The 18,881-nt window shown below is 57.0% G+C and carries 12 protein-coding genes and 2 pseudogenes; 8 read left to right on the plus strand and 6 right to left on the minus strand.

Going from position 1 to position 18,881, the window contains the following annotated elements; genetic code table 11:
- Window positions 1–341: 341 nt before the first annotated feature.
- Window positions 342–1,073 (minus strand): pirin family protein, encoded by a 732-nt coding sequence (locus tag BQ5361_RS05820; protein ID WP_022064397.1) that lies wholly within the window; start codon window positions 1,071–1,073, stop codon window positions 342–344.
- A 309-nt stretch (window positions 1,074–1,382) separates the two neighbouring features.
- Between BQ5361_RS05820 and BQ5361_RS05825 the strand changes: the two genes are divergently transcribed.
- The 8 genes and pseudogenes from BQ5361_RS05825 (at window position 1,383) to BQ5361_RS05865 (ending at window position 12,458) form a co-directional block, all read left to right on the plus strand.
- Window positions 1,383–2,330 carry a DUF3078 domain-containing protein gene (locus tag BQ5361_RS05825; RefSeq protein WP_257526358.1) on the plus strand — a complete coding sequence of 316 codons (948 nt, stop codon included), beginning with the start codon at window positions 1,383–1,385 and terminating at the stop codon, window positions 2,328–2,330.
- A 163-nt stretch (window positions 2,331–2,493) separates the two neighbouring features.
- A pseudogene (locus BQ5361_RS10860) lies at window positions 2,494–2,850 on the plus strand (YbaN family protein); the annotation flags it as partial.
- 760 nt (window positions 2,851–3,610) lie between these two features.
- Window positions 3,611–4,765 (plus strand): CHASE2 domain-containing protein, encoded by a 1,155-nt coding sequence (locus BQ5361_RS05835; RefSeq protein WP_035472576.1) that lies wholly within the window; start codon window positions 3,611–3,613, stop codon window positions 4,763–4,765.
- Window positions 4,746–5,594 carry a FecR family protein gene (locus BQ5361_RS05840; protein WP_143047523.1) on the plus strand — a complete coding sequence of 283 codons (849 nt, stop codon included), beginning with the start codon at window positions 4,746–4,748 and terminating at the stop codon, window positions 5,592–5,594. Before BQ5361_RS05835 ends, BQ5361_RS05840 begins: the two co-directional genes overlap by 20 nt.
- Window positions 5,595–5,612: 18 nt before the next feature.
- The gene (locus tag BQ5361_RS05845; RefSeq protein ID WP_081976805.1) at window positions 5,613–7,355 is read left to right on the plus strand and encodes a WG repeat-containing protein; all 1,743 of its coding nucleotides are present in this window, start codon (window positions 5,613–5,615) and stop codon (window positions 7,353–7,355) included.
- Window positions 7,356–7,766: 411 nt separating this feature from the next.
- A complete protein-coding gene (locus BQ5361_RS05855) occupies window positions 7,767–9,044 on the plus strand; it encodes a BACON domain-containing protein (RefSeq protein WP_143047524.1) in 1,278 nt (425 codons plus the stop codon).
- A 412-nt stretch (window positions 9,045–9,456) separates the two neighbouring features.
- Entirely contained in the window at window positions 9,457–10,893 is a 1,437-nt protein-coding gene (locus BQ5361_RS05860; RefSeq protein WP_035472586.1) for a BACON domain-containing protein, read from the plus strand.
- A gap of 65 nt (window positions 10,894–10,958) precedes the next feature.
- Window positions 10,959–12,458 carry a BACON domain-containing protein gene (locus tag BQ5361_RS05865; RefSeq protein WP_035472588.1) on the plus strand — a complete coding sequence of 500 codons (1,500 nt, stop codon included), beginning with the start codon at window positions 10,959–10,961 and terminating at the stop codon, window positions 12,456–12,458.
- A 127-nt stretch (window positions 12,459–12,585) separates the two neighbouring features.
- Here the strand turns inward: BQ5361_RS05865 and BQ5361_RS10865 are convergent.
- The 5 genes and pseudogenes from BQ5361_RS10865 to BQ5361_RS05885 form a co-directional block, all read right to left on the minus strand.
- Window positions 12,586–12,714 (minus strand): annotated as a pseudogene (locus BQ5361_RS10865) (hypothetical protein); the annotation flags it as partial.
- Window positions 12,715–12,844: 130 nt separating this feature from the next.
- Window positions 12,845–13,138 (minus strand): PG0541 family transporter-associated protein, encoded by a 294-nt coding sequence (locus tag BQ5361_RS05870; protein WP_022064406.1) that lies wholly within the window; start codon window positions 13,136–13,138, stop codon window positions 12,845–12,847.
- A 62-nt stretch (window positions 13,139–13,200) separates the two neighbouring features.
- Window positions 13,201–16,347 (minus strand): efflux RND transporter permease subunit, encoded by a 3,147-nt coding sequence (locus BQ5361_RS05875; RefSeq protein WP_035472590.1) that lies wholly within the window; start codon window positions 16,345–16,347, stop codon window positions 13,201–13,203.
- 66 nt (window positions 16,348–16,413) lie between these two features.
- A complete protein-coding gene (locus tag BQ5361_RS05880) occupies window positions 16,414–17,451 on the minus strand; it encodes an efflux RND transporter periplasmic adaptor subunit (protein WP_022064408.1) in 1,038 nt (345 codons plus the stop codon).
- Window positions 17,452–17,471: 20 nt separating this feature from the next.
- Window positions 17,472–18,878 (minus strand): TolC family protein, encoded by a 1,407-nt coding sequence (locus BQ5361_RS05885; RefSeq protein ID WP_022064409.1) that lies wholly within the window; start codon window positions 18,876–18,878, stop codon window positions 17,472–17,474.
- Window positions 18,879–18,881: the final 3 nt, after the last annotated feature.

An 18,881-nucleotide genomic window follows, 5' to 3' on the forward strand; every position in this document is an offset into this window, starting at 1 on the left:
CGGGAACGATGAGGGAAACGGCGATTGCGTAACCGGCGAAAAAGCTCTTGACACCGTTTTCCGCACGTTTATCTCTCTCCTTTTCCATCATCTCGTTTTCGTATCGCTTAAATTGGGACAAAGTTAGCACATTTCATACTCGATTCAAAATTTTCCGGTTATTTTTTCAGCCGGACCTCCATTCTCTTCCATCCACCTTCCCAACGACACACAGCCGGATTACGTCTCCGACAGCGTCCGCCCGACGTACCGGCCCTTTCCGGAGGCAGCCGAAAACACACGGAACGGACAGGTGCTCCGCTCTGCGGCCCCCTGTCCGTTCCGTCAAATCCATTCCGGCGTCAACCCTCGGAAGAGTTGCTCCACTGCCGCATGGGCACCTCTATGACGAGTATTTTCGCATCGGTCTCCGCCTCCACATCCGCATACTCCAGACCGGTCAGACCTATCGCATCGTTCTCGTGGAGCGACGAACCCGCTATCAGCACATCGCCGGACACCACAAAGATATAGACGCCGTTCGTGTCGATACGTACCTCGTACCGAATGGACGTACCGGCATCCAGCGCCGCCATCTCCACCCATGCCCGCTGGTTTATCTTCAGCACATGTTCGCCTCCCTCGGGAGAGGCGACGGGCTGCCACCGGTTCCGCCCCACCTCCTCCAGTTTCACCTTGGAGTAGGCCGGTTCCAGCTCATACTCCTGCGGAAATATCCACATCTGTATGTAGGAAAGGGGGGTGTTTCGGTCATGATTATAGGAGTTATGCACCATTCCGCGCCCTGCGCTTATGATTTGCGCCTCGCCGGTGGAAACGGTCGTAATGTTGCCGATGTTGTCACCGTGGTCGATAGCCCCTTCGGTAGGGATGAACACGATTTCCATATTGTCGTGGGGGTGCGATTTAAAGCCTTCGCCGCCTTCAATCGTATCGTTGTTCAACACTCGAAGCGCTCCGAAGTTGATACGGCGCGGATCGTAGTAATTTGCAAAACTGAAGGTGAAATAGCTCTTCAGCCAACCGTTGTCGGAAAACCCCCTGCTCCCCGAACGGTGAATTACTTTCTCCATATGTACTCTATCTACGACACCATTAAATACAAAAATCGTTCCACTCGCATCAAAAGAGGAAGGCTAAATACACATCCAGACAATTAAAATCCTATAAATAAGCAATTTATCAGAAAACATACCGTATCGTTCCATACCGGAACGCCGGGTGAAATCCGGTGCAAATGTAACGTTTTTCGAATATTTTCCGGCCCGAAAGGAGAATCGGAAAGACAAAAAACGGCCACCGCCGATAAAAGTGGCACGGTTTTTATAACGACCGATTCATAACGGCAACCCGCTAAAAGTCATAACCAAAACAAAGACATTATGAAGAAATTGTACACGACAGCAACCGCCCTGCTCCTGGCAGCGGCCTCGTTCGCACAGACGCCGGCCATCACCGACGACATCGAAAAAACCACCAAAGCCGTCATGGAACAGGCCGCGACGGAGGCCGATTCGCTGCAAAAAGCCTCACCTTGGAAAAGCAGCGGTACGGCCGGGCTCAGTTTATCGCAGGCATCGTTCTCCAACTGGAACGCGGGCGGCGACCCGGCAATTGCCGTGAACGCCTCCTTCAACTACAGCCTCGACTACAACGACGGCAGCAACCTTTGGACGAACCGTCTGGAACTCGCCTACGGCATCAACCGCACGAGCACGGACGGAACGCGCAAAACCAACGACAAGATATACCTCTCCTCCAACTACGGCCGGCTGATAGCCCGGAAACTGTACGCCGGTGCGACGGCTACTTTCAACACCCAGTTCGCCAAAGGATACGACTACAAGGTCTCCTCCACGGAATACATCTCCGACTTCATGGCCCCCGGCTACCTCTCCGTCGGCCTCGGCCTGACCTACACCCCGACGGCATGGCTGACCGTCATCGTCTCCCCGGCGACCTACCGGGCCACGTTCGTGTGCAACGACAGGCTCTCCGACACGGGTGCGTTCGGAGTAAAAAGCGGCCGCCGCGTCCTCAACGAGTTCGGCGCGAACATCCGGGCGGAGGCGAAAACGACGCTCTGGAAAAAACTGTCGCTCTACTCGCGCCTGGAACTCTACTCCAACTACCTGCACAATCCGCAGAACATCGACATCAATTGGGACATACAGCTCGATTACGCCCTGACCGGATGGCTCACCGCCAACCTCTATGTCAATATGATATACGACGACGACATCCTCTTCGGCAAGACGGCCGATACGCCCGGTTCGCCGCGCCTCCAGATAAAAGAGGTGCTCGGCATCGGTTTTCAGGTGAATTTCTGATGCCGGCACAAAGGAAGGAAACGCCGCAGGGAACACACGGCAGCGGACGATTCCCTAACCGGCCGGAACAGGGGACGGGATTGCAATCCCGTCCCCTGTTCCTTGTACGGAAAACGGACGGACAGGAGAGGAATATCCGCAAAGTTGCGTTACTTTGTACTCCATGAAATTGTTCTACATCATTCTCGGAAGCACGGCGCTCGCTCTCGGTATGCTGGGCATCTTTCTGCCGCTGCTTCCCACCACCCCTTTCCTGCTGCTCTCCGCATGGTTCTACTGCAAAGGGTCGGACAGGCTCTACGGATGGCTCATGAGCCACCCTTATCTCGGCTCCTACATACGCAACTACCGCGAAAAAAGGGCCATCACGCTGCAAAGCAAGGCGACGGCCGTCTCGCTGATGTTCGTCACCATTCTCATCTGCATCCTTTTCGTGGCGGAATCCCTGTGGCTCAAAATCCTGTTGGCCGCAATATTCGCGGCGGTCTCGTGGCACATCCTCTCCTTCCGCACGATGCGCCGCGACGAAAACCTCCGCCTCTTCCGTGTCAGAAAAGCAGGCGAAATCGGCCGTACAGCAGCCCTCCTGCACGGCGAAACATCGGTAGAGGGAGAACAAAACGAACCGTGCGCCGCAGCCATCGCGGCACGCATGAAGAAAGGATACGAATATTACCTGCTCCGCGCCGACGGTACCGACGTAGGGTGTGCAGTGCTGAAACCCTGCGCCGACGGTACACTGCTTCTCGACAGCCTCCGCATCGCCGAAGGAGCACGGGGCAAAGGATATGCCCGCGACACCTTCCTGTTCATCGACTATTACGGCCGTTACCGGGAAGTGCATACCGTACGGCTTTCGGTGGACAAACGCAACGGACGGGGAATCGCCGTCTGCGTGAAGAGCGGCTTCATGATTACCGGCAGCGGGCCTGTGCAAGCTCCCGACGGTAGCGTAAGCGAACACTATCTCATGGAAAGGAGCCTCCTGCCGCCCCGAAAGCGGTAGGACGGAAGTCCTGTCCGATATCTACCCGAAAAGTCGCGGCCGACGCTCCCCTGCTCCGGTCACAACCGCTTTCCCTACGCCGCCCGCGACATCCCATGTATCCGCAGATGCGACAACAACGATTGCATCCTCAGACCGCATTCCCGAGGGAAACTCCGTGTACGCTGCCGACAGTTTGTGATACGGCATCAAACCGCATTGTGCAAAATTTCCCTATCTTTGTTCCGGACTCCCGTCATCTGCACGCGCCAGTCCAACGAAACGCTCCGCAACCGTGGTTCCCGTCCGTTTTCATATCCATACGTCCCGCCTGTTACGCTCCCTTGCCGGAACGTGCATTTCGCTGGCACTCTGCTTCCTGCTCTATACCGTTCTCGACGTCAATGTACTGGACCATCTGGCGCCGCAGGACGACGAAGCGGACGTCATCAACTACTTCTACTCGATTGAGAACCGGGGGCCCGACACGGAAGCTTATAGCTGCTTTTACGACGACCGCATCGTGCTTTTCGACCTGGAAGGAGAGAAATCGCGGGCAGCCATCGCCGAGGCCATCGAACGCATAGACGCCTGTGCTCCCGCAGCCATCCTGCTCGACGTCATCTTTCCGGCAGCCGCCACGACGGATACCGCCGAAGACCGACGGCTACGAAATGCGGTCACCGAGGCCCGCAACCTCTATGCGGCCTGCCGGCTGACCGACGGGGAGACGGAACGGTCGTTCTTCGTGACAGACGGGAACATATCCGAAGGGCTCGTCAACCGCCTCACCTATTTCCGACCTGCCGAGACAGAACAGGGCGATACCATCCCTTATCTGCCCTATCTCGCAACCGGAACGACAGGCACGCCCGACCCGTACCGGACGGTGAACTACTTCGACAAGGAGTTCTTCACGACGGGCATCTCCCAACCGCTCTTTCCCGACGACATCCGGGGACGGTTCGTGCTGGTGGGTGACCTGAAAGACCTGCGCGACACGCACGACATGCCCTTCCGCATAGGAGGAACGCACCGCGTACCGGGCACCGTGCTGCTGGCCCATACGCTCTCCACCATCCTGCACGATACGTGGGTGGTGAAGCTCGCCCCGGTCTGGGGCGCGGCCGCCGCTTTCGTCCTGACATTTCTCTTCACATATTTCTGCTATGCCGTCCGGGAAAGCCGGCGCCTTCACCCCCGCTGGGCCAACTTTATCGAAAGTGCGGCCCGCATCCTGCTCATCGTACTGCTGATGCTGGTCGGATATTGCCTCTTCTCGAAATACGGAGTGGTACTGAACCTCGTCTATACGATGTTCGCCCTGGCGCTGACAGGCTTCGCGGCAGACATCGTCGAACTGGCCGGATGGGTTCGGGGGAAACACCGTACACGCAAACGCTCCGGACGGACGAAAAAAAACGCAACAGATGAAACGGACAATCCGTAAAATGCTGGGCCTGCTGGTCTCCCTGTTTCTGACGGGAACCCTCTCCGCCCAAAGTTACCGTGTCGCTTCGGTGAACGGCGACGCCCACTGCCTGCGTGCGGGCCAATGGGATGCACTGACCCCCAGAGAAACCCTCTCCGCGGAGGATATAGTACGCATCGGGAAACACTCCGTGCTGTCGGTCATCGACCGGGACGGCAACAGACTTTACGCCCTCAAGGAGCAGGAAGAAGCCCCGCTGGCCGAAATCATCGAGGCTCAGCGCCGTTCGGCCCTCGGCCGTTTCGCCACCAATTTCCTGCGGGCACTGACCCGCGGCGATACGGAAAAAATCAGCCACGAAGCGACCGTATCCTACAAAGACCTCAACGCCGACGGAGCCATCCATGCCGCCGTCGTCACCCTCGACTACCGGTCGGCCTACCCCCTGTCGATGGTGCTGGTGGACGAACAGACCGGAGCGGAAATCAGCGGCCGCGCCCCGATGGGCCGACGTTTCTTTTTCCGCATCACCAACCGGGGAGATATCCCGCTGTTCGTCAATGTTCTGGACATCGCCTCGGACGGAAGCCTTTATGACTGCCTGCCCATCGACGAAGGCGGTACCATGCTGCACCTGCTGGTCCCAGGCAACAGTACGGTCGACTTCCGGCAGTATCCGATGGAGTTCTCCGAACCGGTCGGAACCGACCTCCTCGTCCTGACGGCCTACGACCGGCCGTTCGACCTGCGCCGCGTGGCCGAAGCGCTCGGCATGAATCGACCGGCAGACGCATCGCCCGACGGCGTCGGCATCTTCCGGATGCCCCTCGAAGTAACAAATCCTTAACCGACATACGGCTACGACATGAAACGATTCCTGTTATTTAGTCTCCTGTCCCTCTTGCTGCCGGCAAGCGCCCCGGCACAAACCTCCCTGCGTGCCGCACAGGACCCGGATACCGAACTGTGGGGCTTCGTCGATGCTCGGGGTGAATGGGCCATCGCTCCCGCATTCGAAGAGTGCCACCCCTATTCGTTCAGCAGCGGATTCCGCCTCGGTTCGGTCAAATATAAAGGACGCTGGGGCTGCATCGACCGCAAAGGAGCGTTCGTCATCCGTCCCGTATTTTCCTACGGCGATTCCTATCTGGCCGGACAGCACCTGCTCGCAGGTACCCCGGTAGGCAGGGTACTTTACCGCATCCAGGACCGCGACACGGGAAAATGGGGATTCGTCAATCACCTCGGCAACTGGGCCATCCTGCCCCGCTACGAAGACTGCCATCCCTATTCGTTCGGCGAAGGCATCAACTTCGCCAGCGTGCAATACCGCGGCAAATGGGGATGCATCAACAAAAAGGGCGAGTTCGTCGTCAAACCCGTCTTCTCTTACGGCGACTCCTACCTGGCCGGAATGGAGTGGCAGAACTCTCCGGACTATGCGGTCGTCCCGGCCTCCCAGGTGGCCAACTATGTGCCCGACGGGACAGACATGAATCCGCAGACCACGACTGCCCGGAACCTCGCCGAACACGCGGCGGACACGACGGTACGGACACCCGCCGAAGATGCGGCCCCGCCGGCCGCCGTGACGCCTCCGACAGTGGCCATCCTGAGTCCGAAGGATGGTACGGGTTACGACCTGGACGAGGTGGTCATCCGTTACGAGGCGAAAACGGCCGACGGCAAAGCGCCGGAAATCATGGTCTCCATCGACAACGAACCCTACGACATGACTGCCAAGGGGGTACGGCGCGTGGGCGACGAGCTGCGGCTGAAACTGCCTTCCAAAGAGGGAGTGCGCCGCATTCAGTTGATTGCCAAAGATTCGCGCGGGCTGAACAGCGAGCCCGTCTACCTGACGCTCCGATATACGGGCGAGCAACTCAAACCCGCGCTGCACCTGCTCGCCGTGGGGGTGGGACAATACGACGACCCGAACATCGCCGACCTCGCACATGCGGCCAAAGATGCGAAGGATATCGCCCGGGCAGTGGCCGGAGCCAACCCGGAGGGATACCGCAAAATCGAGGAACCGATTCTGCTGACCGATGCCCATGCTACGGCCGTCAGCCTGAAAACGGCGCTGATGCAACTCGCCCGCAGCGTCCGGCAGGACGACGTGGCAATCCTCTATTTCTCGGGACACGGAGCGCAGGAGAACGACGAGACCTATTTCCTCACCTCCGACGCCGTGGAAGGGAATCTCTATGCCACGGCTGTAAATTTCAACGATATCCGCACGGCCATGCGCATCCTGGTGGACAAGCACTGCCGGGTAGTCGTCTTCATGGACGCCTGCCATGCCGGGGCGCTCTATAACACGAAGTCCATCTCGCGAACGCTTCAGTTTGCCCAACCCGGCGTCATCGGTTTCTATTCGAGCACCGATTCCCAACAATCCAACGAGGCCGAAAAGTGGCAGAACGGAGTCTTTACCCGCGCCCTGCTCGACGGTCTTGCCGGAGAGGCCCGCGACGGGCAGGGCAACATCACCACGCTCGAACTGGAACGCTACATCAAAACGACCGTCGCCAACGAAACCGACGGCATCCAAACGCCCATCGTAGAGAACAACGTAGGAGATTTCATCCTTTTCTACGAATAACCGCAGACAGACTGCCGCAGGAGCGATGCCTGCGCAGCAGTCCGATACGGAACGACAGAAGCTTCCGGAACCCGCCGACCGGAACCGGCAGGAAACCGCCGCCTCTCCGCAGACTGCTGCCGGGAGGGGCGGATACCCCGTACAAACAGGGCAAAAGAACACGCAGCCGTCCGCCGGCGAGGCGTCCTGTCCCCTTTCCGCCGCAGGAACAGCACATAAGAACTAATTATCAACCATTTACTTTATTTGCACCATTTCTATCGGATTTTCGTCGGTTCTGCGTATCTTTGTAACAGACAGTTGCAGGCCTGTAATCCGGGAAATCTCCTTTGGCACACCGGCCTGTCCGGTCTTAGACTACACTTGTTCGGCGGAGCCGGAACGCTTCCGCCATCGACCATACCGACGGACATGAACATGGGACGAACCCTTGCGAATATCACCATCGCACTGTGCCTCACGGCACTTTCCGCATCGTGCGCACACGACAACGCATACGTCGATATCGACGACCCCGGTATGCACGACATCGAACTGTCGGGTACCAATCCCTTCACGGTCAATTTCCGGGCGAGCGCCGAATGGTATGCACGCATCTTCTACGAACAGGGCGACACGACACGGTGGCTCAACGTCACGCCGCTCTCCGGAAGTCCGAACATCACTTCCGTAACCATCATGGCCAAATCGGCCAACTACACCGGCAGCGACCGCCATGCCGATGTGGAGATAAAGCTCCCCGGAAATGTCGGAACGCAAATCCGGGTAACGCAGCCGGCCGTCGCCAGACCCAGGCAGCTCTCCGGCATCAGACGCACCCTCATCGGCGGAACGCTCGACGGGCCGGCGGAACTCTCTTTCGAATACGCAGACGAATCGGACGAGGTAACCTCCTTCACGACGGGAAGCGGCGACGGCGCCGTCACCTATTCGGTGGAGAAGGGCAGCTCCTCGGGTACCGTCACGATGGCCTCCGGAGGAAGCGAAAGCAGCTTCCAGATAAAAATGCTCGACGGACGCGCATACGGGTATGAGAATCTGGAGTGGTCTTTCGCCGACGCGAATACGGGCATCATCCTCAACCGGTCCACCGTATCGATAAGCCTCAGCTACGACAACAGCGAGGACAAGCTCCTGCAAAAAATCACGCGCAACGAGACAATGAGTATGCGCAACGGAGAGACCCTCGATACGGCGCAGGTCATCAACGAAACGTTCGACTACTTCTACGACAATCTCCGCGTGGACAGCATCTGCCACATCACCACCTACAATCCGAACGACGAGGCGAAAATGGTGCAGGATACCGTCCAATACAAGCTGAACTACCCGACACAGGAAACGGGATATCAGGACAACAACCTGACAGCCAACGTATGGAACATCTTCGTCCTGCCGGAGGCACAGGGTACGCCGTTTTACTCCCTCACCGGTTTCTGGCTGCTGGGACTGACGGGCGACCCGCAGAGCAACTTCCCCGAAAGCGCCGATATCACGACGCAGATACATTCTCAGGAAGGACTGCAAACCCCGTGGCCAACCCGATACCTCTACTCCTACCACCGCAACGGGGACGAACTCTCCGACGCCGCAACGGATATTGTCTTCCCGTCATCCACCCCCCGGCTGACCATGACCTTCTCCTACGAAACGCCGGCCGGCGACGGAGAGGAGGGCGACGACATCTGACACCCGGCCGCCGGTACAACATACATCCTTCCAGCCACAGAACCACACCCGGCCCGATACCTTTCCGGTACCGGGCCGGACCGTAAACCGCCTCCGACAGCCGAACTCCTTCCTGACCGCAACACGTCCGTATCTTCCTCCCTCCTCTTGTTCGCAACGTTACCGTACGCTATCCCCCTACCGGACGGCAATACCCGCACTCCCCTGGTCCCCTCCTGCCTCTTCAAGTCCGCGCACACGTTCTCAGGCTCCTGCCAAATGCACTGAACTTCGTTTTTTGCGTTCATTTCATCATATTTTTTCCCTTACATAATATTAAATTTTATTTGCCTATTTATTTTTACATAGAACTTATTGTACAATGTCAGTTCCATTTTCTCCATTAATCACTCAACCAAAAACACCTGACTTCATGAAAAAACTCCAATCCATCCTATGGATGGCAGCGGCAGGCTTTCTTGCAACAGCCTGCGAGACACCAACACAGTATGAATACGTCCGCCTGAGCGACGCCGCCTGTACATTCCTCGCCGACGGAAACATACCCAAAGCCATCGAAGTGGCAGCCTCCGGGCCATGGAGTGCCGAAACGGGCGCTTCGTGGCTCACCGTCACGGAAGAGGCGGAGGGCATCGTCCTCGCCGCTGCAGACAACAAAGCGGATTCCGAACGGCGGACCGAAATCACCATTGCCTGCGGACAAGCTACCGCACGTATCACCGTTATCCAGATGGCTCCGGAACACCGAACCAACCGTTACCGTATCCTCAAAACCTTCGACATGGGAGCCGTCCTGTCGAAAAACGGACGCTACGCTGCCGGAAACGTCAAGACCGTGAGGACAGACGACGTATGGGAAAACCGTCCGACCGTCATCGACATCGAAACCGACGAATGGATACAGTTCGGACCGCTGCCCGATGACCTCTACTGCATCGAAGTCCCTTTCGCCGTATCGGACGAGGGCACCGTTTTTTTCTATGATTCCAACACGAACGGATGCATCGGATTCGACATCTCCGGGAATGCCTTTACTCCGAAGGCTCCCGCCGGACAGACGACCATTCCGCAGGTACAGAGCATTTCGGCCGACGGACGCATCTGGGTCGGCTGGGGCCATCAGCCGGGCAACCTCTACCAACCCATCCGATGGATTGACGGAGAACCGGAGATACTGCCCGTACCGCCGCTCAATTTCCGCGACGCCCCATATGTGACAGGTGTCACGGCCCGCGGATGTTCCGCCAACGGTTCGGTCATCTACGGCAGCACGTGGGACAACCTCGACTTCGGAATGCTCTACTGGAAAGAGGGCAAGGTCGACTGGGTCGGCAGCGACGTCCGCGAAGTGGAAACCGTACAAATAGATAACGGTATAGGAGAAACCATCGACTACCGTCTGGTAAACGGCATGATCGCTACCGCCGAATACACCAAAATAAGTCCCAACGGCCGATGGATTGCCGGAGCCTACCGGACGGAAAAACTGGCCGGCAACGACATAGCGAGAACCCAATATCCGGCCTTTTTCAATACCGAAACGGGAAAAACAACCATAGTCACGGACTTCGGCGAAGGTTACGCATCCCACGCGACGGACGACGGCCTGGGCATCATCCTGCTCGGAACCTTTCTGCCGAGTTCGGGTATCGTGTACGACATCGAGCATCAGGTGAGCCTCGGCTCCGTAGAGGAATGGGTGTCCGACAATTACGGCATCATCATTCCGACGGGGTACATCACCTACATCACCCCCGACCGCTCGCGCCTGATGGGCAATGTTCTGGAAAGCACTGCGGTCGGAACACGTGTCGTAAGCTGGTATGTGGCTCCGCCCCTCGAAAAATAACCGACGCCCGTGCATACACACAACAGCAACACATTTTCCAAACGAACGAAATCGAAGAAAGCAACATGAAAAAAACAGTATTGGGGGCCGCTGCACTGCTCCTCGCCGCAGCTTGCCAGCCTACCGAACAGGAAGAACGCTCCCTCAACGTATCGCCGACCGAACTCTCGTTCACCGCGGTCGGGGCAGCATCCCAAACCGTTACAGTGACCGCCAACAACGTGACCTGGGAATACACCGTTCCGGCGGTTTCGCAGGAGTGGCTTTCTGTAACACAACAGGGCACTACGCTCACCGTCTCCGTCTCGGACAACCAACTGGCCGAAGAACGGATAGGCCAAATCCGGATAGATGCGACCGACAACAGCAAACTTCCCGCCCGCAGCGTCACGGTAAGGCAGGAGGCGAATCCCGAACCGCCGCAAGTCTCTCTTTCGGTCGAACCTGCCTCGCTGACATTTCCGGCCGAAGGGGCCGCACCTCAGCAGGTGACCGTAACCGCCGAACCCGAATCCATGGAATGGAGAGCCGAATCCGATGACGACGCACAGGGGTGGGTAACGCTGACGCAGGAGAAGGGGCAGTTGACCGTCGCCGTCTCAGACAACCCCGAAACCCGGCGCAGGACAGGCAAAGTCGTCGTAACGCCGCAGCATACCGCCGCCTCCCCGAAAACCATCGTAATCGTTCAGGAAGCGAAGGTACTTCCGCCCTCCCTCTCCGCCGATACCGAAGGCCCCATCGCATGGGAATACGACAACGATACGGGAACCGTCATCAACATCGCTGCCGTAAACGTCCAGTGGAGCGCAAAAGCCGTCGATGACGACGGGAGCACGCTTCCCTGGCTGAGCGTCTACCAGGCAGAGGATTACATCAATGCGGTTCCGCAGCGTAATACGGACAGCGCACCGCGTTCGGGCTTCATCGTCATTACGGCCGACCGGGAGGAGGTGGCCGAACTCCGCATCCCGGTCTCCCAGGGCGGAGCACCCGACCATCTCTCTACCCTGACCGGCGACCTCGACCTCATGACGCTGGACTTCGACCACGGTTACTCCACGCTGATGCCGTATGCACCCGACGACACCATGATTCCCGTAAGCACATGGGACATCAATATACTGACCGACGGAGTGACGCCCTCCATGGGCGGTATCGAAGGTTCGGGACACCGGCTCCACTTCATGCCCGTCACGGAACGAATCGAGATGAACGACGACGACATGTACATCCTCCCCGACGGGGAATACAAAATCGTTCCTGCACCGCTCGATTCCGATGGGGGCGGAGTTTACAAAGCTCCGTGGACTATCGAACAGGGCTCGGAGGGAGAAACGGTATGGTCGAAATACATGGGATTCTGGTATCAGGAATATAAGGAAAACACCGTCACGGCCTCGGCACCGATAATCTCGGGCACCGTTACCGTAACCAAAATGGAAGGGTTCGAGAACTCCTACGTCTTCGAGTTCGACCTGCTGGACGATATCGGCAACAGGCTCACTGGAACATATTCCGGCTCTATCGGCCTCAACGTAAACGGGAGGCAGCTTCCCGATTAATCCACGGACTCCGACCGCAGGTACCGGTCGAAAATAAAGGAGAAGGCCGCAACCATCGGGTTGCGGCCTTCTCATATACCTTACGGAACATCCGTTCCCTGCCGTCCGCTTCGTCTGCGGCCGAAAGTCAATACCTGAAACTGCTGCCGCCTATGAATTCGCGCAGTATAGAAGTAGGAGGAATCTCCGCCGACGATATGTTCAGAAAGTTGTCGAGGAACTTCAGCAGTCTTTTGGCCTCTCCATATTCGGGCACCTCATTTTATCTCGGCGACATCGCTCATTCTGCTCGAAAACGACAGCCACCGTATCCTGCCTGGGGCTGCCGGATACGTCGAAGGCGGCGGAAATATACTTCCGCCGCCTTCGACTCAAGAAGACAGAGGCTATAAGGTATCGGTGATATCCCACACGAAGGCCCTCATGCCCTGCATCTGTGTCTCTTTTTCCAGCTTGCGCAGGGCCTCCATCACACGCGGCATCTTCTCATCCTCGACCATGGCAATGATGGTGGAGTTCATGGCCGGCCACGTATGCGTGCCCATGTGAGGCTCACCGTCGAAAGACCCCCTCCCGTGCGTCAGCGGAAAAAGCGTAAAGCCGCGGACAGTATAGTGGTCGAGCAGGCCCTCCACACGCTCGGTAAGCGTCATATTGTATGAAATGAACAGTGCTTTCATCGTTTTCTATGTTTATGATGAACGTCCGGCGGGAATCTTCTCCCCGCCGGAACGCATCTCGTTTATGCTTCAGGCGTAGTGCCGTTGATATACGCTTCCCGCATCATCCGGCGGCGGCGCTTGACGCCCGCACCTCCGAACAGCGAGTACATGACCGGAACGGCCACGAGTGTGAGGATAGTCGAGAAAGTAAGACCGCCGATGACGGCCACACCCATCGGCTGCCACAGCTCGGAACCTTCGCCGAGACTCAGCGCCATCGGGAACATACCGAGAATGGTGGTCAGCGAAGTCATCAGCACAGGACGCAGACGGCTCTTGCCGGCAGCTATCACGGCCTGATTGATACCGTAGCCGCGCTCGCGCAGGAGATTCGTATAGTCCACCATCACGATACCGCTCTTCACCACGATACCGACGAGCATAATCGCACCCAGCAGGGCCATAAGGCTCAGCGAAGTACCTGTCAGATAGAGGGCGAAGAAGACGCCCGGTACGGCGAGCAGAATGGTAATCATGATGATGAAGGGGTTCACGAAGGATTCGAACTGGGTGGCCATTACCACGTAAACCAGAATGACTATCAGCACGAAGAGCACGATGAGGTCGCCGAACGACTCCTGCTGGTCTTCGAGCGTACCGCCCACTTCGATGAATACGTCGTCGGGAAGCACGTAGTCGGCCAGTACCCCGTTCACCTCGTCCACCACAGAACCGAGTGCGACGCCGTCGCCAAGCATCATGGTAACTTTAACGACTCGCTGACGGTCTTCACGCTCGATGGTAGGCGGAGCGAACTCCTCAACGACAGTACCTACGTCACCCACCCGGATGGCCTTGCCCGACGAGTTGTAAAGGATGATATCCTCTATATCCTGCACCGAGAGACGATAGGGTTTGGCGTAACGCACGATGATGTCGTACTCGTCGCCGTCTTCGCGGTATTTGCTGGCGGTATATCCGTTGATACGGTTACGGATGGCGGTCGAAACGGTCGCGGTGTTGAGTCCGTAGTAAGCCAGCATGTTGCGGTCGAGCTTCACGTTGTATTCGGGACGCATGTCCTCGCGGGAGATAATCACGTCGCGGGCACCGTCGAGCTTTTCCATCTTGCTCTTGAGGTCGGCCGCAATGGCGTTCGTCTCATCGAAATCGTAACCGAATACCTTGACCTCCACATTCGCGGCGTTGCCGATACCGCCGCCACCGCCCGAACCGCCGCCGGGCGTTACGGTGAACCGTTTCAGTTCAGGTATCTTGGCCAGCTCGGCACGCAGCTCGTCGCTGATGAGGAATATCGACTTCTCTCTCTCGTGCGCCTTCGGGAATTTCAGCGTATAGTTAATGATGTACGAACCCGACGTGTTCATGGCCGAAAAAGCGGTCGTCTCCGAAGCGGAACCGGCACTGGCCGATACGCGTTCCACATAGGGATACATTTCGAATATCATCGTATCTATCTGGCGCGCTATCTTCTTCGTGTACTCGAGCCCCGTATTCTGTTCGAGTTCGACCTTCATGCTGATGGAGCCGTTATCGGACACGGGCATGAAGTCGCTCGGCACTTTGGTCGCCACGAACAATCCCACCAGGAAGATGACGAACACGGAGCACATCACGACCGCCCGGTGGCGTACGGCCCACGTAATGATGGATGCATACCAGTTGTCGAGGTTGTCAAGGAAACGGTCAATCGGCTTGAATATCACACCGAGTCCCTTATACGTATGCATGTAGTTGCCCTTGAGCAGCTTCGCCGAAAGCATAGGCGTCAGCGAAATAGCCGTCAGGGTGGATATCGTCACGATGATGGAGACCATCCAACCGAGCTCCCGGAACATGATACCCGACATGCCCGACACGAGCGTAAGCGGCAGGAACACGGCAACGACCGTCAGTGTCGTCACGATGACCGACAGCCACACCTCGTTGGTACCGTATATGGCCGCCTCCTTGGCCGAAGAGCCCTTTTCCATGTGGGTGGTGATATTCTCCAGTACCACGATGGCATCGTCCACGACCATACCGATGGCGATGGAGAGCGAACTGAGCGAGATAATGTTGATGGTACCGCCCGTCAGATAGAGGTAGATGAAACCGGCGAGTAGCGAGATAGGTATCGTCACGCAGATAATCAGCGTCGCCCGCCACCTACCCAGGAACACGAGGACGACGAGGATGACGAAGATGAAGGCGAACATGATGGTCTCCGTCAGCGAGGATATACTGTCACGGATATTCTCCGAACCGTCCATCAGGACGCTTATCTCGATGTCATTCGGCAGATTCTTCTGAATGGACGGCAGCGTCTCCATTATCTGGTCCACAATGCTGACGGTATTCGCCCCGGCCTGTTTCTGTACGACGACACGCACGCCCTTGCGGCCGTTGATGCGCTCATCGAGCGTCTCCTCTTCAATCGTATCGCGTATCTGGGCCACGTCGCGCAGGAAGATATCGCGGCCTCCGTAACTCGTCACGAGGATGCCGTAAAGGTCATCGCTGGAGTTGAACTCGCCGTCGGTCTTGACATTGATGGTGTTGTTGCCGATATCAATCGTACCGGCCGGTACATTGACGTTTTCGGCGGCTATCACCTGTCCGAGCTGTTCGACAGTCAGGTTGTAAGCCTCCATCTTACGCGGGTCCACATAGACCTGTATTTCGCGCTCCGGCGCACCCATCATGCTGACCGAACCCACGCCATTCACACGGTTGAGGCGGTTGACGAGCTGGTCGTCCAACAGTTTGTAAAGACCGTTATAGCTCTTGTCGGCCGTCACCGAAAGCACCATGACCGGAATCATGGAACTGCTGAACTTGTACAGTGTAGGATTGTCCACTTCGTCGGGCAGGAACGTGCTTACCCGGTCGATGGCGTCCCGGATGTCGTTGGCCGCCACATCGAGGTCGGTACCCCATTCGAATTCGAGCGAAATGAGCGAAAAGTTGTCCGACGATTTGGAGGTAATATCCTTCAGGTTATCCACCGTGTTGAGATTGTCTTCCAGTACACGGGTCACGTTGGTCTCTATATCCGCAGCGTTGGCCCCCTCGTAGGTCGTGATGACCGATATGGTAGGCATATCCATCTCCGGATACATGTCGATGGCGAGGTTGCTCAGCGAAAAAATACCGAGTATCATCACCATCAGGAATATCAGGACCGTAGAAATAGGCTTCCTGACCGCACTCTCATATATCTTCATTGTTTATCCTTGTTTCGTTTGGTGTTTGAATTGTCCGGGCAGCCGACCGCCCGGACGGATGAAAGCCTACTGCTGCGCTCCTTCGATGACCTGCACCTTCATGCCGTCGAGCAGACGGGCGGAACCGGCGATAACGACCTTCTCCCCTTCGGCAAGACCGGCGAGCACCTCTATCCGGTCACCTACCTGACGGCCCGTGGTCACGAAGCGGCTCTCTACGGTACCGTCGTCCTTCAGGACGTAGACATACTTGTCGTTGGTCCCCGTCTGGCGCTGGATAGCCACGTCGAGTACGGTCACGTTATCCACCTCGCCCATGTTGAAGGTCGTGCGGGCGTACATGCCCGGACGGAGTGTCAGTGCGGAGTTACCTACGGTTACCTCCACCTCGAACGTACGCGAAGTCGGGTCGATGGCCGGTGCGATACGGCTCACCTTACCGGAGAATACCTGGTCCGGATAGACGTCCACTTTCACCTCTACCGGCATCCCGATATAAACCTGCGGAAAATACTGCTCCGACACGAAGACGTACGCCTTGAGCGGGTTCATCTGCATCACTTGATAGATACCCGTGCCGCTCATCGAGGAGAAGAGGTCGCCCTCCTCGTTGTAACGCGCCGTTACCACGCCGTCGAACGGACTGCGGAGCGTTACGTTCTCCTCCAGATTCGATACGGTCTCCTTCAAGACATTGATATTGGTCTCGGCCGCATCTATCTCCTGCTTGGAAATCCCTCCCGTCTCATATACGGGCTTCATCCTTGCAAAATCGAGTTCGGCATTGGCAAGCTGGAGGGCATTGGTGTTGTACTGCGTCTTGTCCATTTCGGCGAGTATCTGGCCCTTCTTGACCTTGTCGCCGACATCCACGTTCAGCTTCTCGATACGGGCCGTTATCGAAGGAACGATATACGTCTGTTTGTACGCCTCCAGATTGGCCGTGAAATCCACGGACTGGGCCACCTTCTCCTTGTAGGACTGCTCTATCTTCACCGAGACGGCTTCGTCGCCCCCGCCGGTCACAGTCTTGTTCTTACCCTTGCAGCCGGTAAAAGCCACTACCGACACAATCGCCGCTGCGATTAAAAGACTTTTTCTCATAATTCACCAATATATATTTATCATTTATTTTCAGAATAGTCCGCACCGGACACGCTGTCGGTTCTCTCCGTTTCGGGCACATAATCCAAACCGATTATCTTCTCGTAATCGGCTTCGGCCGCGAGATAGTCGTAGATGGCCTGCGTATAGTTGAGCTGCGCCTGCGTCAATTGCAGTTGCGAAGAGTTCAGTTCGAGGATGGTACCCGCACCGCCGGTATAGCGTGCATTCATGATGTCGTACGCCTTCCGGGCCTGGGCCATGGCCGTCTCGTTCGCCTTCATCTTGCTGCGTGCCGTAACGAGATTGCTGATGGCGGTACGCACCTGCATGCCGGTCGATTCCTCCATATATTCCCGCTGCATCTTGAGCTGGTCGATGGCAATCTTGGCCTGCTTGGCCTGGTTGTTTATCTTGTTTCCCGAGAATATCGGTATGGAGATGGAGACGCCCACACTCGCCGGGTACTGCCACCAGAACTGTTTGGATGAGCCGGCAACCTGGCTGCCCCCTCCCAAATCGCCGAAGTTAATCTCCGGCATGTCGTTTCCGTAAAGACTCAGCGAACCGAAAGCGGAAACGGTCGGGATACGCTGCGCATTGGTCATCTTCAACTGGGCCTCCAGCATCCGCTCCTGTATGTCGAGCAGCTTCAGGTCGCTGTTGTTGCTGACATCCGTGGAGTAATACCCCGTACTGTTGACAATGTCTTCCGAATAGTAATCGAGGTCACCGACAAATGTTATCTCCACGTCGTTCGGCAGACTCAGCAACATGTGCATGTAGAGGTCCGCCACCTCTATCGACCCCTCCGTCTGGATGATATTCGGCATGATGGCGCTCAGGTTGGACTGCGCGGTGATGTAGTCGTACTCGGAACCGAGTTCGGCCTCGTACATCATCCGGGTGTTATCGACCGTCTCCTGCATGATTTTCTCGCTCTCGCGCAGCACGTCCAGCGACTCCTGCAGAAGCAGCATGTTGTAGTATGCCTTCCGCACCTCATTGACCATGTTCACCCGTGAAGAACGCGCCGACTCCACCGCCTCCGCAATCTGGGCATCGTTGAGTTTCAGGGAAGCATACACTGACGGAACGAAAAGGGGCACGTTCAGGTTAGCGGCGACGGTCACCGTATTGTCGGCTCCGAACGAAAGCCCGCTCTTGGACATCTTCTGCTTGATGATGGCATAACTGTACTGTCCCGACCCCGAAAGCGACGGGAGCAGGTTGCCTACGGTCTCCTTCCGGACATAATCCTGACGCTCTATCTCCATGTCGGCGATTCGTATCGTCGGATTCTCGTTCAGCGCTATCTCTATCGCCTGGTCGAGGGTAAGCGTAATAGTTTGCGGTTGCGTCGGCTCCTGCGCGCCGAGTACGGCGGCGGCACACGATGCAAGGGCTGCTAAAAATACTCTTTTCATCAC

The organism is Tidjanibacter massiliensis, from assembly GCF_900104605.1.
In the GTDB taxonomy this organism is placed as follows: domain Bacteria; phylum Bacteroidota; class Bacteroidia; order Bacteroidales; family Rikenellaceae; genus Tidjanibacter; species Tidjanibacter inops.

What these genes read in the sequence shown, in the direction of transcription:
- BQ5361_RS05860 (WP_035472586.1), top strand. Translation starts at nt 9,457, where the DNA reads ATGAAAAAACTCCAATCCATCCTATGGATGGCAGCGGCAGGCTTTCTT.
- BQ5361_RS05870 (WP_022064406.1), bottom strand. Translation starts at nt 13,138, where the DNA reads ATGAAAGCACTGTTCATTTCATACAATATGACGCTTACCGAGCGTGTG.
- BQ5361_RS05840 (WP_143047523.1), top strand. Translation starts at nt 4,746, where the DNA reads ATGAAACGGACAATCCGTAAAATGCTGGGCCTGCTGGTCTCCCTGTTT.
- BQ5361_RS05855 (WP_143047524.1), top strand. Translation starts at nt 7,767, where the DNA reads ATGAACATGGGACGAACCCTTGCGAATATCACCATCGCACTGTGCCTC.
- BQ5361_RS05880 (WP_022064408.1), bottom strand. Translation starts at nt 17,451, where the DNA reads ATGAGAAAAAGTCTTTTAATCGCAGCGGCGATTGTGTCGGTAGTGGCT.
- BQ5361_RS05845 (WP_081976805.1), top strand. Translation starts at nt 5,613, where the DNA reads ATGAAACGATTCCTGTTATTTAGTCTCCTGTCCCTCTTGCTGCCGGCA.
- BQ5361_RS05825 (WP_257526358.1), top strand. Translation starts at nt 1,383, where the DNA reads ATGAAGAAATTGTACACGACAGCAACCGCCCTGCTCCTGGCAGCGGCC.
- BQ5361_RS05885 (WP_022064409.1), bottom strand. Translation starts at nt 18,878, where the DNA reads ATGAAAAGAGTATTTTTAGCAGCCCTTGCATCGTGTGCCGCCGCCGTA.
- BQ5361_RS05865 (WP_035472588.1), top strand. Translation starts at nt 10,959, where the DNA reads ATGAAAAAAACAGTATTGGGGGCCGCTGCACTGCTCCTCGCCGCAGCT.
- BQ5361_RS05875 (WP_035472590.1), bottom strand. Translation starts at nt 16,347, where the DNA reads ATGAAGATATATGAGAGTGCGGTCAGGAAGCCTATTTCTACGGTCCTG.
- BQ5361_RS05820 (WP_022064397.1), bottom strand. Translation starts at nt 1,073, where the DNA reads ATGGAGAAAGTAATTCACCGTTCGGGGAGCAGGGGGTTTTCCGACAAC.